At 48.4% G+C, this 16,482-nt stretch carries 15 protein-coding genes; 7 read left to right on the top strand and 8 right to left on the bottom strand.

All coding sequences use genetic code 11. The features are described from left to right. Positions 1-9: 9 nt before the first annotated feature. On the bottom strand, positions 10-666 hold the full coding sequence (locus tag BM359_RS06850) for an RluA family pseudouridine synthase (protein ID WP_054489592.1): 657 nt from the start codon (positions 664-666) through the stop codon (positions 10-12). Beyond that, positions 666-3,326: an RNA polymerase-associated protein RapA gene (gene rapA / locus BM359_RS06845; protein WP_054489692.1), complete on the bottom strand. Its 2,661-nt coding sequence runs from the start codon at positions 3,324-3,326 to the stop codon at positions 666-668. The genes BM359_RS06850 and rapA overlap by 1 nt, the downstream gene beginning before the upstream one ends. Positions 3,327-3,474: 148 nt before the next feature. On the opposite strand from rapA, the gene BM359_RS06840 reads away from it, so the two are divergent. Continuing rightward, entirely contained in the window at positions 3,475-4,860 is a 1,386-nt protein-coding gene (locus tag BM359_RS06840; protein WP_054489591.1) for a PhoH family protein, read from the top strand. On the opposite strand, the gene BM359_RS06835 is transcribed toward BM359_RS06840, so the two are convergent. Genes BM359_RS06835 through BM359_RS06810 form a run of 6 tightly spaced genes read right to left on the bottom strand, consistent with a single transcriptional unit; the run spans position 4,861 to position 8,905 of the window. Next, complete coding sequence (locus tag BM359_RS06835) at positions 4,861-5,820, bottom strand: hypothetical protein (RefSeq protein ID WP_054489589.1); 960 nt, start codon at positions 5,818-5,820, stop codon at positions 4,861-4,863. Between the two features lie 21 nt (positions 5,821-5,841). Next, the gene (locus BM359_RS06830; protein ID WP_054489587.1) at positions 5,842-6,132 is read right to left on the bottom strand and encodes a hypothetical protein; all 291 of its coding nucleotides are present in this window, start codon (positions 6,130-6,132) and stop codon (positions 5,842-5,844) included. 37 nt (positions 6,133-6,169) lie between these two features. Next, complete coding sequence (gene ruvX / locus BM359_RS06825; protein ID WP_054489585.1) at positions 6,170-6,604, bottom strand: Holliday junction resolvase RuvX; 435 nt, start codon at positions 6,602-6,604, stop codon at positions 6,170-6,172. Further along, positions 6,601-7,158: a YqgE/AlgH family protein gene (locus tag BM359_RS06820; RefSeq protein WP_054489583.1), complete on the bottom strand. Its 558-nt coding sequence runs from the start codon at positions 7,156-7,158 to the stop codon at positions 6,601-6,603. Before BM359_RS06820 ends, ruvX begins: the two co-directional genes overlap by 4 nt. A 60-nt stretch (positions 7,159-7,218) precedes the next feature. Continuing rightward, on the bottom strand, positions 7,219-8,163 hold the full coding sequence (gene gshB, locus BM359_RS06815; RefSeq protein WP_054489582.1) for a glutathione synthase: 945 nt from the start codon (positions 8,161-8,163) through the stop codon (positions 7,219-7,221). A gap of 10 nt (positions 8,164-8,173) precedes the next feature. Continuing rightward, the gene (locus BM359_RS06810; RefSeq protein ID WP_054489581.1) at positions 8,174-8,905 is read right to left on the bottom strand and encodes a 16S rRNA (uracil(1498)-N(3))-methyltransferase; all 732 of its coding nucleotides are present in this window, start codon (positions 8,903-8,905) and stop codon (positions 8,174-8,176) included. Between the two features lie 115 nt (positions 8,906-9,020). On the opposite strand from BM359_RS06810, the gene metK reads away from it, so the two are divergent. The 6 genes from metK (at position 9,021) to BM359_RS06780 (ending at position 16,401) form a co-directional block, all read left to right on the top strand. After that, complete coding sequence (gene metK / locus BM359_RS06805; protein WP_054489579.1) at positions 9,021-10,166, top strand: methionine adenosyltransferase; 1,146 nt, start codon at positions 9,021-9,023, stop codon at positions 10,164-10,166. Positions 10,167-10,257: 91 nt separating this feature from the next. Further along, the gene (gene tkt, locus BM359_RS06800) at positions 10,258-12,258 is read left to right on the top strand and encodes a transketolase (protein ID WP_054489577.1); all 2,001 of its coding nucleotides are present in this window, start codon (positions 10,258-10,260) and stop codon (positions 12,256-12,258) included. Then, on the top strand, positions 12,259-13,284 hold the full coding sequence (gene epd / locus BM359_RS06795; protein ID WP_054489575.1) for an erythrose-4-phosphate dehydrogenase: 1,026 nt from the start codon (positions 12,259-12,261) through the stop codon (positions 13,282-13,284). Positions 13,285-13,302: 18 nt separating this feature from the next. Continuing rightward, positions 13,303-14,484 carry a phosphoglycerate kinase gene (locus BM359_RS06790; protein WP_054489572.1) on the top strand — a complete coding sequence of 394 codons (1,182 nt, stop codon included), beginning with the start codon at positions 13,303-13,305 and terminating at the stop codon, positions 14,482-14,484. A 28-nt stretch (positions 14,485-14,512) separates the two neighbouring features. Next, positions 14,513-15,577 carry a class II fructose-bisphosphate aldolase gene (gene fba, locus BM359_RS06785; RefSeq protein WP_054489570.1) on the top strand — a complete coding sequence of 355 codons (1,065 nt, stop codon included), beginning with the start codon at positions 14,513-14,515 and terminating at the stop codon, positions 15,575-15,577. A 101-nt stretch (positions 15,578-15,678) separates the two neighbouring features. Continuing rightward, positions 15,679-16,401, top strand: a complete 723-nt coding sequence (locus BM359_RS06780) for a DUF481 domain-containing protein (protein WP_054489690.1) — start codon at positions 15,679-15,681, stop codon at positions 16,399-16,401. The last annotated feature ends 81 nt before the right edge of the window (positions 16,402-16,482 follow it).

Genomic DNA, 16,482 nt, shown 5'->3' with positions numbered 1-16,482 from the left:
CGCAAAGTATTAAAACGGAACCGGGCTATGAAAGGCTATAGGTTGTTCAGTTTGTGGGTGTGTTACGCAAAGGTCCTCAGCATGCAGCAATAAGCGTTCAGCGGCAGAAAACGCCTCGCTGTGCGCATAGAATTTATCGCCTAATATCGGGCAGCCAATGGCCTGCATATGAACTCTAAGCTGGTGCGAGCGGCCAGTGTATGGGGTCAGTTCAACGCGACTACACTTGCCGTCAAATTCACTCACCCGGTAGAAGGTCGTACTTGGTTTGCCGGTGAAAAAATCCATATGCTGGCGCGGGCGATTCGGCCAGTCGCAGGAAAGCGGGAGTTCAACTTCGCCCTGTGAAGCAGGTAGCTCCCCCCATACCTTGGCAATGTATTTTTTGTGGGTTGTGCGGTCCTGAAATTGTTTGTTCAGGTGGCTTTGTGCAGCTTTGGTTTTTGCCAGTAACAAAATACCTGAGGTAGCCATATCCAACCGATGAACCACTCTAATTTCCGGGTGTACCCGCTGCACTCGAGTATAAGTGGAATCTTTATGCTGCGGTCGTTTTCCCGGAACACTCAATAGTCCGCTGGGTTTATCAACCACCAACAACTGAGCGTCTTCATAAATAACTTGAAGAAATGGCGTTGTTGGTGGCTCATAGTGAAGCAGCGTCATTAATGGTTGTTCACCAAAATGCGAACAGCCTGTAGCGACAACTGCGGACTTTCCAGTGCCGCTGTAATCTGCTCTTCGCGCCAGTTTATAGCTTCTATTTCACTGCTGCGTACCGACGGGTTTTTCTTCTGCAAGTCGAGCAGTCGTTGGCGTTCATGTTGCAGTGCCGCTGTAGCCTCTTGTCTTACCTGCTCCAGTTGCTCTTGCTGCCATTTGCGTGCTTGTTGTTGGCCTGACTGGATAAGCTTTTGCGCTGCATCTCTTAGCTGGCGCAATACCTGACGGGCGGTTTTCTTATCAATGAAGTTAGACTGCTGATCCAGTAGCTCGCGCGATACTTTGGCAGAGAGCTCCTGACCCTGACCATTAAACAGAAGCCGCAGGCTTTGCAGTGGGCAAAACTCCTGTAGGGCCGCGGCTTTAGGCGCAGGAACTATGCTGGCAAAGTCTAATTCAAGGAACCAGCTGCCCGCCGGAATTGCCGGGTTTTTTAACTCGGCCACACAAGTGCTGCCAAAGTCATCAGCAGTCAGCAACTCGAGCGCCGCTTGTACCATCGGGTGATCCCAGCTCAGAAAGTCGGTATCTTCAAAGTTCAGCGCGGTAACCCTGTCAAAGGTTATGGTAATACCGTCGTCAGGCAAACCAGGCAGACTGCCAACACGCATGTGTTCTCCCGGGCGAATAAACCAGCGTTCTTCATCCAGAACTTCGTTATTAACACCAAAACGGTCAAAGAAGGCAATCATGAAATCGGCGAGCGTATCGGTATCGCTGTCGCTATGAATTTGCTCTATGATTTTTTCTGCGGTTTCCGGGCGACAAGCATTGAGTGCCTGCAGCTTGTCCTGACCTTCCCTGTTGTGCTCCAGCCAGGTTTTGTGCAGCTCTTTTGTCTGCTCTAATAGTTCAGAACTTAAAGGCTGCTGTTCAGTAATAGCCTGCTCAATTTCAGCGCCGAAAGCGTCGTACAGTTTACGGCCTATCGCATTACACTGAGTGAAGGCATTCATTCCCTGCTCGTACCATGGCAGCAATATAGCTTCGGCAGAGCCTCTACAATAAGGTAGGTAAATATCAATGTCCTGCTGCTGGCCAATACGGTCTAAACGACCAATACGCTGTTCCAGCAAGTCGGGGTTGGCTGGTAAGTCGAATAAGATCAGTTGATGCACGAACTGAAAATTGCGGCCTTCACTGCCAATTTCTGAGCACAGTAGGATAGGGCTGCCATCTTCTTCGCTCGCAAAAAAGGCGGCAGAACGGTCTCGTTCGGTCAGCGTCATTCCTTCATGAAAGGTGGCCGCGTGCACACCTGCGAGTACGCGCAGAGCTTCAGACAAATCCAGCACTTGCTCCGCAGTTTTACAGATTAGCAGCGCTTTTTCTGAGCGGTTTTGCTTAATGTGCTCCAATAACCAGTCAATACGCGGATCTTCCATCCACCAGGGCATGTCGTCATCGGGTTCACACTCATCCAGTTCTACCGGATGAAAATGACGCTCAGGGAAACCGCCGATATCGGCCCGACGATTACGGAACATAACGCGGCCTGTGCCGTGTTTATCGAGCAGGTCATCAAGCTCTGCCGGGTCAGTCACTGACTCAGCTTGTTCTGCTAACTCTTTATAATGCGCCTGTTCTTGCTGAAAACTGGCGAAATCGGAGAACCTGTCCGGATCCAGTAACTGCAGTCGCTGGAAATGTCCCTCAGCACCTTCTTGTTCTGGTGTTGCCGTCAGCAGCAGCAAACTGGGCACTGCTTCGCAAAGGCTTTTTACGGCGCTGAATTCAGGAGCATCCGGTTGCAGATGGTGGGCTTCATCAATAATCAGCAGATCAAATTCCGCATCGAGTAAGGCCTCATTCCAGCGTGACTCATGCATAAACCGACTACTGATAATAATGTGTTGTTCGGTCAGAAAAGGATTTTCACTGTCGGCTTCCGCTTGCTCACAACGTTCGTCATCAAACAGGGTAAAGTTCAGTGCAAAGCGGCGACGTAGCTCCACTAACCATTGGTGCATAAGAGACTCAGGCACAACAATGAGTGCGCGTTGAGAGCGGCCGGTGGTCAATCGGCGTTTAATGATCATGCCGGCTTCAATGGTTTTTCCTAAGCCCACTTCGTCGGCCAAAAGCACGCGTGGGTGATAGCGATCAGCGACCGTCTTAGCAATATACAGCTGATGCGGCAGCAAATGGGTACGAACGCCTAATAAGCCGGCCACCTCGCTTGCCTGGTGATGCGCCAAATGTTCACCAGCCTCACAGCGCAATTGATACATATCGAGTCGGTCGGCCTGACCAGCAAGCAAACGAGTTAATGCCGGATTACTGTCAACTTGATGCGAGAGTTGAGTTTCAGGAACAACAACTGACTCCTGGTTGTCATCACGCAGTCCGTGGTAAGTCACAATACCCTGTGATTCAGTCAGCTCCTGAATAGTGAAGCTCCAGCCGTCGGCGTGCTTACCTTGCTGTTGAACTTGCAACTGATATCGAGCCAGAGGCGCATCCTGAGCAGAGTACAGTCGCACTTCACCGGTGGCAGGGAACATCACGGTTAAGTGACGACCTTCGGCCTGAGTTATCATACCCAGCCCTAATTCGGTTTCAGTTTCACTGAGGTAACGCTGTCCAACTCTAAACTCGCTCACTACACACTCCCGCATGCCATTTTCCAAGGCCGCAATGGTACTTAATTCAGTCACCAATTCCGAGGAAAAATTTATTTCTGTAACCGTTATGTCATGAATTTTAGGCTAAGCTGTAAGAAAAGAATAATCACAGCAAAGGTATGCGCTAATGACTAAAAACACCGGCAAGTTCTTTATCCTGGATACCAATATTCTTCTGCACGACCCGCTCGCCTTCCTTAATTTCGATGAACACAACGTTATTATTCCCATGGTGGTTCTGGAGGAACTCGACAAGATCAAAGATCGGAATAAGGACGTCAGCCGGGAAGCGCGGGTGGCTATTCGCTCTTTAGAAGAAGTGTTAAAAGAAGCAACACCAGAGGAAATTGTTGCTGGAGTGCCCTTAAGCAGAATGCATGGTGAGCATACGGCGAACGGAACCCTGGCTATTTTCCCCGATTATCAGCTTGAGCAAACCGAGTCGGTGCTTTCGTTAGCGGAAAATGACCACCGGATTATTCAGGCCGCTCTGGAAATTCAGCGCGAGCGAACCCCGGCCGGTGTGGTGCTGGTAACCAAAGACATCAATATGCGCCTGAAAGCCAAAGGCGCGGGCATGAAATTTGTTGAAGATTATCGTACCGACCAGCTTATTGATGACATTCGATTGCTGACCAAAGGCTTCTATAAATTTGAAGGGGACTTTTGGTCGCAGGTGGGCGAGGTAAAAACTCAACAGGAAGGTCGCGATGCGTATCACACCGTAAGCCGGGACTTACTGCCGCAAATTTTTGCCAATGAATACATTATTGACTCAACAGACAGCTTTGCGGCCCGGGTAGAGGAGTACGACAACGACACCGTTACTTTAATGGACTTGAGCGTCGAGCGCATGATGTCTTACGGCGCCTGGGGTGTTCACCCTAAGAACATCTATCAGGCCATGGCGTTGCATGCATTGCTTGATACCAGCATGGATATGGTCATTCTGACTGGTCCTGCTGGCAGTGGAAAAACTTTCCTGGCTTTGTCAGCGGCCTTGCAAATGGTGGTAGAGCAGGGAATTTATGAGAAAGTTATCGTGACCCGCAATACCCCGGAAATTGCCGAGTCAATTGGCTACTTGCCGGGCACCGAAGAGGAAAAAATGGCGCCCTGGTTATCGGCAATAACAGATTCCCTGGAGGCTTTGCATAAACACGATGAGAGTATGGAGTCGAGCCTGAACTATATTATGAAAAAAGCCAATATTCAGTTTAAGTCACTCAACTTTATGCGCGGACGCAGCATACAGAACGCTATAGTCATTCTGGATGAAGCGCAGAACTTAACGGCGTCTCAGTTGAAAACCCTAATAACGCGTTGTGGTGAAAATACTAAGCTGGTGGTATCGGGTAATTTGGCACAAATTGACAGTTATTACTTAACGGCTGTGACTTCAGGTTTAACTTATATTGTTGAGCGCTTTAAAGACTACCCCGGTAGTGCAACAGTTAACTTGAATGGGGTGGTGCGCAGTCCGTTAGCTAAGTTCGCAGAAGAGCATCTTTAATCAGTTAATGGGCACAACCGTGTATTGCTCAGTGTTGACCTGAAACTCGGTTTCTCCTCCAACCTGGCCCAGAGGCATTGCCGCCGGGCCAGTAACATCTACTAGTATGTAATTCACGCCATTGTGTTTCACGCTAATGTCATCGCTTCTGCTACTAATAGATATACCGAAAACCGCATGGTTGGGCAGGTAAATGATTGCCATTTTTGGGGTCTCAATAATTTCTTTAATTACCGAGCTCATTAACGTGACTTTGCTGTCGCAGTCGCCCTGATTATAGTAGAGCAGCTGGTTAGGGGGTACGAAGCCATCTCCACGGCTATCAAGCTTACTGCTCAAGTCGTTATAAGGGATCTGCTGAATAAAGCTGGCGATGTAATTGATGTAATTGCGCTGTGTGTTGTTACCTAGCTGCTCTCCAATAGCTTGTATTAACGGGCGTAATACAGCCGTCATTTCGCTGGCAATAGCGGGGTGGTCGGGAATAATGCCCTGTTCACCCGGAGGCAGAGTGAGCTGACGATAAAAGTTGGCTTCTAAATAATCATTCCAGCGTTCATTGTAGTATTCGCGTAAAAGCCTTTTGTATTCAGTCAGCTGTGCTTGTTTTTCCTGAGTTCTGCTATTGGCGGTGACCAGCTCTACTGACTGTTGACGGGGTGTAAGGCGAGCCTGAATACCCTGCCATTGTTGCTGCCGGATGTAGCGATTCAACTGGTGAGTAAGCTCGCGTTGACTGCGCTCCAGATTAAATCCGCGATAACGCTTTAAAGGTTGCAGGAACTCTCTTTTATCGACCTGGAAGTCAAAGGATTGCTGACTGTCGTTAAAGTCACGCCATTGATAAGAAAAGGTTAACTGGCCGTCTTGGGTTTCGTTAAGGTTAAAAAAGTTTTGGCCATTTGCTGTTAGAGGAAGAGTAAAGAGTAACCAGATAACAGCACAGATTTTATGTGTCACTCTGATTACTCCTGTTGCCCCTTAAAACTTCATTTCAGTAATAGGGCTGTCTTCGAATTTAAGGTCTACTTGATACTCAATGCCGCCGGCGCGAACGAAAAAATAAGTCTTTTCTTTCTTAAAGACTTCTTGCAGGGAAACAAGCCTTAAGCCTGGGCGACGCTCAGCAGGTAAGTCTGTAAATTCAACTGAACCTCGCGAAACCAGTATGTTTTGGTAACGAGGACCAGTAATTAAAAGCAGTTTCTTATTTTCGTCTTTCAGTAGAATGGTATTACCCGTTACTGAATAGGGTTCTTCATTACCAAACAAAGCCAGCTCCTGTCGTGTCAACTTATTACTGACGACACTATAACGAATTATCGGTTTTTGGCAAATAACCGTTCAGAAAATCTTCAACAATTATTAACGCCGCTTGACTGTCGACAAGTCCTTTTTCCAATTTTCGAAAGCCGCCTTCGGCAAACAGGCTTTCGCGTGCGGCGGTTGAAGTCAGTCTTTCGTCCTGAAAAGTGACAGGTAAGCCGAAACGCCCATGAAGTCGGTTACCAAACTTTTTGGCCCGCTGCGTCAATGGTTGTTCGGTGCCGTCCATATTCAGAGGCAGGCCAACGACCAGTTGCTCTGGTTGCCATTCGGCAAACAGCTTTTCAATAAGCTGCCAGTCGGGTATACCTTCTTTTGCTTTTAGCGCGGTTAATGGCGAAGCTGTTGCGGTAACGGTTTGACCAACCGCAACACCAATGCTTTTGGTACCAAAGTCAAAGCCAATAACCGTACTCATGCGTGGCCGACATCCGGTCCCAGTTGCCACACATCAAAACCAAGCTGCTCTGTGGCTTTTTGCCAGCGCTCACTTGCTGGTGTATTAAATAACAGCTCAGGGTCTGCCGGAATCGCTAACCAGGAATTCTCACCCAGTTCTTCCTCTAACTGACCGGCTTCCCAGCCTGCGTAACCCAGGGTCAGTAAAAACTGAGGCGGAGCCGCTGATGAACCTAAGGCTTCCAGAATATCCCGAGAGGTGGTCACCATGATGTCATCGCTCAGCTTCTGACTGGCACGCCAGTTATCCTGAGGCGGGTGAATCACAAAGCCCCGTTCACGACCCACAGGACCACCCTGGTAGACATTACCCTGCAAGTGCTGGTTATTTTCCGGGTAAACAATTTCCAGTTTATCCAGCAGCGAGGTAACGCTTAAATCTGCAGGCTGATTAATTACCAGCCCCATCGCACCTTCTTCATTATGCTCACAGATATAGGTCACGGTCCGTTTAAACATCGGATCGTTCAGCATAGGTGTTGCTATCAAAAAGTGATTCTGCAAATTGTTCATCGATTCACCGACTCCTTAACGATAATCTCTAACAAGGATATGGGGGCGTCTCATAGAAATTCAATTCAGCTTCTCTTCAATTGCCTGAAAGACCATTTCTGCAATATTGATGTCGTAGGCGTTTTCAATTTCACGCATACAGGTTGGGCTGGTGACATTAATTTCGGTAATGCGGTCGCCAATCACGTCCAGCCCAACGATAATGAGCCCTCGTTTTTTCAGTTCAGGTGCGACCTTACGAGCCAGAGCCCAGTCACTGTCGGATAAAGGTTGAGCTCGTCCGCTGCCCCCGGCGGCAAGGTTTCCGCGAGTTTCTCCGGCGCTGGGAATTCGCGCTAAAGAGTAAGGTACAGGTTCGCCATTTATGATCAGAATACGTTTGTCGCCGTCTTTAATTTCAGGCAGGTACTTTTGCACCATGGCGTAGCGCTGACCTTTTTCGGTCAGGGTTTCAATAATAACGCCGAGGTTACTGCCGTCTGCCCCTACTTTAAATATCGAAGCTCCGCCCATGCCATCCAGCGGTTTTAAAATCACATCACCGTGTTTTTTATGGAACGCTTTAATTACGTCAGCCCGGGAACTGACCAATGTGTCGGCAATGGAGTCGGCAAACCAGGAGGTAAAGAGCTTCTCGTTGCAGTCACGCAGGCTCTGCGGTTTATTCACCACCAGGCTACCGCGTTGCTCGGCCAGTTCCAGAATTTGTGTCGCGTATAAGAACTCGCTGTCAAAGGGCGGATCTTTGCGCATCATAATGACATCAAAATCTTCAAGCGGGCGGTACTGGCTGTCACTTAAACTGTAAAAGTCGCTTTTTTGATCCTGAACACCAACTTCCCGAGCAAAGGCCATTGGTTGACCGTTATCAATAACTAAGTCGCCCATTTCCAGATAAAAACATTGATAGCCGCGAGCCTGCGCTTCCAGCAGTAAGCGGAAACTGGTGTCTTTTTCGGTTTTTACAGCGGCGATTGGGTCCATCACCATAGCTAATTTTTTCATGTAAACTCCTTTAACCTAAGTCGCCAAACTGATATTGCACGGTGGTAAGCGCCGATAGCGCGGCGGTTTCTGTTCGTAACACGCGAGGGCCCAAACGCATTGGATTAAACCCTTGCTGTTCAGCAGCACTGACTTCTTCGTCGGTAAATCCACCTTCGGGCCCAATGAGCAATTGTATCCCCTTTTCGGCGTGTTGAAACGATGAAAGCGGTTTTGTCGCAGTCGGGTCTAAAGTCAGACGAAGCCCGGCAAATGTGCTTTCAATAAAGTCGCTGAATTGCTGAGCTGGTTTAACTTCAGGAACTACACTGCGACCACATTGTTCACAAGCTGAGCGCACAATTTTTTGCCACTGCTGCTGCTTTTTCTCCAGCCTGTCACCACTGAGTTTAACGCCGCAACGTTCACTGAACAGAGGCGTAATTTCGGTAACACCCAGTTCGACTGACTTTTGCAGAACAAAATCCATGCGGTCACCGCGTGAAATGACCTGAGCAAGATGCACGCTGACAGGCGACTCTGAATCATTTACCTTGCTGCCGGTTGCAAGAAAATACGCAGACTTTTTTTGAACCGAGGTTATGGTCGCCTCGTAGTCTTGTCCGTCACCGTTAAATAAAGCAATGTTATCACCTACGTTCAAGCGCAATACTTTGATCAGGTGCTGGAATGCATCCGAACTCAATTCGGTTTCAGTTTGTAAACTTACAGGAGCGGGGTGATAAATCCGCGGTACTCGCATGTCGTCAGCCTTATTCGGACTTTTAGACGTCCAGAAGTAGAAAAAAACAGAGTGATCGGTTACATTATGCAACCAGTATTGAGTGATTTCATCAAAATAAAGGAATAGTGGGCATATGTCACGTCACCTGTTTACCTCAGAGTCAGTGTCCGAAGGGCATCCGGACAAAATTGCCGACCAGATATCCGATGCGGTTTTAGACGCAATTTTAGCAAAAGACCCGAAAGCCCGTGTTGCCTGTGAAACCTATGTAAAAACCGGTATGGTGCTGGTTGGCGGCGAAATCTCAACAAATGCCTGGGTGGATGTTGAAGACCTGGCCCGCGAGACCGTCAAAGATATCGGTTACCGACATTCTGATATGGGTTTTGACGGCGCATCGTGTGCGGTATTGAACGCCATTGGTAAACAAAGTGGCGATATCAACCAGGGTGTTGATCGCGCTCATCCCGAAGAGCAGGGCGCTGGTGATCAGGGCCTCATGTTCGGCTATGCTTCTAATGAAACCTCTGTTTTAATGCCTGCGCCAATTACTTATGCGCACAGAGTTATGCAGCGTCAGTCGGAAGTGCGTAATAATGGCACCCTGGACTGGCTACGTCCTGACGCCAAAAGCCAGCTAACCTTCGTTTACGAGAACGGCAAGCCGGTCGCTATTGATACCGTGGTTCTGTCAACTCAACACCGAGAAGACATTACTCAGGAAACGCTGCGCGAAGCGGTTATGGAAGAAATCATTAAACCTGTACTGCCGGAGCAGTGGATTTCCAAAGATACGCAATTCCATATTAACCCAACCGGACGTTTCGTTGTTGGTGGGCCTATGGGTGACTGCGGTTTGACGGGTCGTAAGATCATTGTCGACACCTATGGCGGTATGGCGCGTCACGGTGGCGGTGCTTTCTCAGGTAAAGACCCCTCAAAAGTTGACCGTAGTGCGGCTTATGCTGCACGTTATGTTGCTAAGAATCTGGTTGCAGCCGGTTTAGCAGAGCGTTGCGAACTGCAAATTTCTTACGCCATTGGTGTTGCTGAACCAACCTCTATTAGCATTGATACCTTCGGAACGTCTAAGCACTCAGAAGAGCAGTTAATTGCGCTGGTTCGCCGTCATTTTGACTTACGTCCTTACGGATTAATCAAAATGCTTGACCTGGAGCGCCCAATTTATAAGCAGACAGCGGCATACGGGCACTTTGGCCGTGATAACCTGCCGTGGGAGCAAACGGACAAAGCTGCCGATTTACAGGCTGATATTTAAACAAAATTTTGCCTATAAATTTGCTTGTACCCCCTGAAATGTGGAGAATACGCGCATCGCAAGTTGCTCTTCATCTTCCAGGGGGTTTTTCATGTCAGATCGTCAATATCTCGCCAATGCTATCCGCGCGCTTAGTATGGATGCAGTTCAAAAAGCTAAGTCCGGCCACCCGGGAGCGCCCATGGGTATGGCAGATATCGCCGAGGTGCTATGGCGTGACTACCTGAAACACAACCCGAATAATCCGGGCTGGGCTGACCGCGACCGCTTTGTTTTATCAAACGGGCACGGCTCAATGCTGATCTACTCGTTGTTACACTTGTCGGGTTATGAGCTGAGTATTGATGATTTAAAGCAATTCCGTCAGTTAGACTCAAAAACCCCGGGTCACCCTGAATATGGTTATACCCCTGGTGTGGAAACTACCACCGGCCCGTTGGGGCAAGGGCTTGCAAATGCGGTAGGTATGGCACTGGCCGAGAAAGTATTAGCCGCGCAGTTTAATCGTGAGAACCACGAAATTGTTGACCACCACACCTACACTTTCCTGGGTGATGGCTGTTTAATGGAAGGCATCTCTCACGAAGCTTGTTCACTGGCGGGTACCTTAGGCTTAGGTAAGCTCATCGCGTTTTACGATGACAACGGCATTTCCATTGATGGCGAAGTTGAAGGCTGGTTTACCGACGATACTGCGAAGCGCTTTGAGTCTTATGGCTGGCACGTAGTCAATAAAGTCGACGGACACGACTCAGCAGCCATCACCCGGGCTATTGATGAAGCCCGTGCTAACGAAGATAAACCGACTCTGATCATTTGCAAAACGGTGATTGGCTATGGCGCACCGAACAAACAAGGCTCTGAAAGCTGCCACGGTGCACCTTTGGGCGATGACGAGATTGCAGCAGCGCGCAAACAGTTGAACTGGCCACACGAAGCCTTTGAAGTGCCGGCTGATGTTTACCAAAAATGGTCTGCGGTCGATAAAGGCGCAGCGGTTGAGTCTTCGTGGAACAAACGCTGGGTGGCTTATGAACAGGAACACCCGCAACTGGCAAAAGAATTGAAGCGCCGTTTGAATGGAGAGCTTCCGGAAAACTTCGAAAACACAGTACACAACTATGCTAAGCAACTGCAAAGTAGCCCAGAAGCTATAGCTACGCGCAAGGCGTCTTTGAATGTACTGAATGAGTTTGGTCCTAAATTACCTGAACTGTTAGGTGGCTCGGCTGACCTGGCCGGCTCCAATCTAACCTTATGGAAGGACGCAAAAGGCATTACGGCGGATGACGCCAGTGGCAACTACGTGTTTTATGGCGTTCGTGAGTTTGGTATGTCTGCCATTATGAACGGCGTAACCCTGCATGGCGGGTTTAAAGCCTATGGCGCAACCTTCCTGATGTTTATGGAGTACGCCCGCAATGCTGTGCGTATGTCAGCGCTTATGAAACAGCCCAGCATCTTTGTTTATACCCACGACTCTATTGGTTTGGGTGAAGACGGGCCGACTCATCAGGCGGTAGAGCAACTGGCTAATTTACGACAAACCCCTAATTTACAGTGCTGGCGCCCGTGTGACCCGGTTGAAACCGCCGTTGCCTGGGGTGCGGCAATACAAAGCAGCAAAACGCCTACTGCGCTGGTTTTCAGCCGTCAGGGCATGCAACAGCAGGAGCGCAATGAAGATCAGCTCACTAATATTGCCCGTGGTGGTTATGTGCTGAAAGACTGCGATGGTGAGCCCGAAGTCATCTTAATAGCTACTGGCTCTGAAGTTGATTTAGCGGTTGAAGCTTATGAGCAACTTTCAGAACAAGGTCATAAGGTACGTGTTGTTTCTATGCCATCGACCAACGTGTTTGATATTCAGGATTCTGAGTACAAAGAGTCTGTGCTGCCATCAAAGGTTACTCGTCGCGTTGCAATTGAAGCCGGTATTGCGGACTTCTGGTACAAGTACATTGGCCTTAACGGCGAAATAGTCGGCATGACCACCTTTGGTGAATCTGCTCCGGCCGGCGACTTATACAAACACTTTGGTATTACCGCAGAAAATACTGTGGCTGCCGCTAAACGTTTGCTGGGAGCGTAAATGAGCAAACCGGCTCGTATTGCAATTAATGGTTTCGGCCGAATTGGCCGCAGCTTTTTGCGTGCTTTGTATGAAAATGGCTATCGCGACAGCGTGCAGGTGGTTCTGATTAATGAACCTGCAGCGTCGGAAGCAATAGCTCATTTACTGAAATACGACTCAAGCCACGGCCGGTTTGGAGAAAAAGTGACGCACTCAGGTGACACTTTAACAGTCGCTGGTGACGCCATTGCTTTAACGCATCAAACCGGGATTGAAGCTGTTGATTGGCGCGCTAATGACGTTGACTTTGTGGTTGATTGTACCGGGGTATTTGGCAGCCAGGCTGACGGCCAGCTTTACCTGCAGCAAGGAGTGAAGCGGGTACTGTACTCCCATCCCGGCAAACCGGATGTTGATTTCACTGCAATTTATGGAGTGAATGAAAAAGAGTTAACGGCCGAGCATAAAGTCGTATCCAATGGTTCCTGCACAACTAACTGTATTGTGCCGGTGATAAAAGTGCTGGATGACACCTTTGGTATTGATTCAGGCGCTATTACTACCATTCATTCCGCGATGCACGACCAACAGGTTATTGATGCCTACCACCCTGATTTAAGGCGTACCCGTGCCGCCGGGCGTTCTATTATTCCGGTGGATACGCGGCTGGCGCGAGGCATTGAACGTATACTGCCGCATTTAGAAGGGCGTTTTGAGGCTATTGCGGTGCGAGTGCCTACCACAAACGTCACCGCCATGGACTTAAGTGTTACGTTAAACAGTGATGCCACAATCGAGCAGATAAACCATGTGCTGCGTGAGCAAAGTGAGCATCAACTGGCGGGTATACTGGACTATACTGAAGAACCTTTAGTTTCAATAGATTTTAACCATGATCCACATTCTTCGATTGTCGATGGCACGCAAACCCGGGTCAGCCACAAGCGGCTGGTTAAGTTGTTGTGCTGGTGTGATAACGAGTGGGGCTTCGCTAATCGTTTGCTGGATACAGCAAAGACGATGGCTGAACAAATAGAACACTAAGTTTAGAGAGGATACCGCATGTCTGTCATTGCTATGACTGATTTGGATTTAAGTAATAAACGCGTACTTATCCGGGAAGATTTAAACGTTCCGGTAAAAAATGGCAAAGTCACCTCCGATGCGCGTTTAAAAGCAGCAATGCCAAGTATTCAACAAGCGTTAAAAGCTGGCGCTAAAGTTATGGTGATGTCTCACCTTGGTCGCCCGACCGAAGGTGAGTACGACGAGCAGTTCTCTATGCAGCCGGTTGTCGATTACCTAAAAGAGGCACTGGATTGCCCTGTCCGCCTGTGTAAAGAGTACCTGGATGGTGTTGAAGTTAGTGCCGGGGAACTGGTAGTTTTTGAAAACGTTCGCTTTAATGTGGGTGAAAAGAAAAACGACGACGAGCTTGCTAAAAAGTTAGCCAGCTTGTGTGATGTTTATGTGATGGATGCTTTTGGCACCGCGCACCGGGCTCAGGCATCTACTTATGGTGTCGCTAAATATGCGCCAGTTGCCTGTGCCGGGCCTCTGCTGGCTGGTGAACTAGAAGCTTTAGGCAAAGCACTGGAAAACCCTAAGCGCCCATTAGTGGCCATTGTTGGTGGTTCAAAGGTTTCGACCAAACTCACGGTACTGGAGTCATTGTCCGGCGTTGTTGACCAGTTAATTGTGGGCGGCGGTATTGCGAACACTTTTGTTGCGGCTGCAGGCCATAAGGTTGGTAAGTCATTATACGAAGCCGATTTAACCGACGAAGCTACCCGTTTAATGGCGCAGGCGAAAGCCAAAGGCGGTGACATTCCATTACCCGTTGATGTGGTGACAGGTAAGGAATTCAGCGCAGAAGCAACAGCTGAAACTAAAGCCGTTAACGCCGTTGCAGATGACGACATGATTTTTGATATTGGCCCGGAAACAGCACAGCAGCTAGCCGCTATGCTGAAAAATGCAGGCACCATAGTCTGGAACGGGCCAGTGGGTGTTTTTGAATTTGAGCAGTTTGGGCATGGTACAAAAACCATCGCCGAAGCCATTGCACAAAGTGACGCGTTTTCAATTGCAGGCGGTGGCGACACCCTGGCGGCAATTGATCAATACGCTATCGCTGATAAGATAAGCTATATTTCAACAGGTGGCGGAGCGTTCCTGGAATTCCTGGAAGGTAAAACATTACCAGCCGTTGCGATTTTACAAGAACGGGCTAAAGACGCCTGAACATAAGTTTTAAATAAGGAGTATTTTTATGGCCCTGGTGTCATTACGACAGTTACTTGACCATGCTGCAGAGCATGACTACGGTGTCCCGGCGTTTAACGTCAATAACCTCGAGCAGATGCGTGCAATTATGCAGGCTGCTGATGCAACCGACAGCCCGGTTATCGTGCAGGCTTCTGCTGGCGCTCGTAAATACGCCGGTGCTCCTTTCCTGCGCCACTTAATTCAGGCCGCTGTTGAAGAATGGCCACATATTCCTGTGGTTGTGCATCAGGACCATGGTACCTCTCCGGCGGTATGTCAGCGTTCTATTCAACTGGGCTTTAGCTCTGTGATGATGGACGGTTCTTTGCTGGAAGACGGAAAAACACCAGCAGAGTACGACTACAACGTAAAAGTTACCAAGCAAACTGTTGAAATGGCGCACGCCTGTGGCGTTTCTGTTGAAGGTGAGCTGGGTTGTCTTGGTTCACTGGAAACTGGTGAAGCGGGTGAAGAAGACGGTGTTGGTGCCGAGGGTAAACTGTCGCATGAACAACTGCTGACAGACCCTGAAGAAGCGGCTGAATTTGTTAAAGCTACAAATGTGGATGCACTGGCTATTGCTTGTGGTACGTCACATGGTGCCTACAAATTCACTCGTCCACCAACTGGTGATATTTTGGCCATTGATCGCATTAAAGAGATTCATCGTCGCATTCCGGGTACACACTTGGTTATGCATGGTTCATCATCTGTACCGCAAGAGTGGCTGAAAATTATTAATGAATTTGGTGGCGAAATTCCGGAAACTTACGGTGTGCCGGTAGAGCAAATTCAGGAAGGTATTAAGCACGGTGTTCGCAAAGTAAACATTGATACCGATTTACGCCTGGCTTCAACTGGTGCTATTCGCCGGCACTTGGCTGAAAACCCGTCAAACTTTGATCCGCGTAAATTCTTTGCGGCAGCGACAACGGCAATGGAAGATATTTGCCGTGCACGCTATGAAGCCTTTGGTTGTGCTGGTATGGCGAGTAAAATTAAGCCAATTAACTTAGAATCAATGTTTCAGCGCTATGAAAATGGCGAATTAGACGCTATTGTTAAGTAATGAAGTACTTTATAAAAGACACAAATAACGAGGTTAGTGTGCGATTTTCTTTATTATTCGCTAGTTTGTTTTTACCTGTTGTAGCGAGTGCTCAAACATTTATGTTTGACGATGCTGATGACATTGATACAGAAACGGTTGAAGAGTGGGAGGCGAGTGCAGAGTTTGGCTTGCTTTACACTTCTGGTAATACCGAAACAGAAAGCCTGAAAGGTAAGTTTAATGCATCGCGCGATATTCAAAATTGGCGCCATAAAGGTGTCTTTGACTATTACACCGCCGAACAGGAAGATCAGGAAACTGGTGAAAGTGTAGAAACTGCAGACCGGATGTTCGTATCCGCTCAGAGTAACTACAAGTTTGATCCCGATAGCCGCGACTCGCTGTTTGTTTTCGGTTCTTATGAAGAAGATGAATTTAGTGGCTTTGAATATCAGGCAACCGTAGCAACCGGTTACGGTGCTCGCTATCGCTACGACGAAGACATCTATGCCGACTATGAAATTGGTCCTGGTTATTCACGAACCAAACCGGTTCAGGTTGAAGGTGAACCACCAGTGGAGTCTGATGGCTCTATGATTTTGCGTCTGGCTGGCGGTTTGAACTGGAAAATCAGTGAAAACTCGCGCTTTAACGCATTGTTGTCATCGGAGATTGGTGAAGACAATACCAAGAGCAAAGCTGAACTCTCTGTATCTGCTAACATTAATAGCTCTCTGGCTATGAAGTTTTCTGTTGGTGCAAATCACAACTCTCAGGTTGCTGATGAAAGCATCGAAAAACTGGATACAGAAACCGCTGTGACTTTAGTTTACTCCTTTTAATAAACTGTTGTGACTGCAGATAAAAAGCCGTGGCTATGCCGCGGCTTTTTTCTTTGCGAAGAAGTCGAATAAAAATTGAGT

Origin of the sequence: Idiomarina abyssalis (assembly GCF_900116625.1) — a bacterium.
Lineage (GTDB): Bacteria > Pseudomonadota > Gammaproteobacteria > Enterobacterales > Alteromonadaceae > Idiomarina > Idiomarina abyssalis.
Note: the sequence above shows the minus strand (reverse complement) of the source record. Positions and strands in the feature narration are given on the sequence as shown.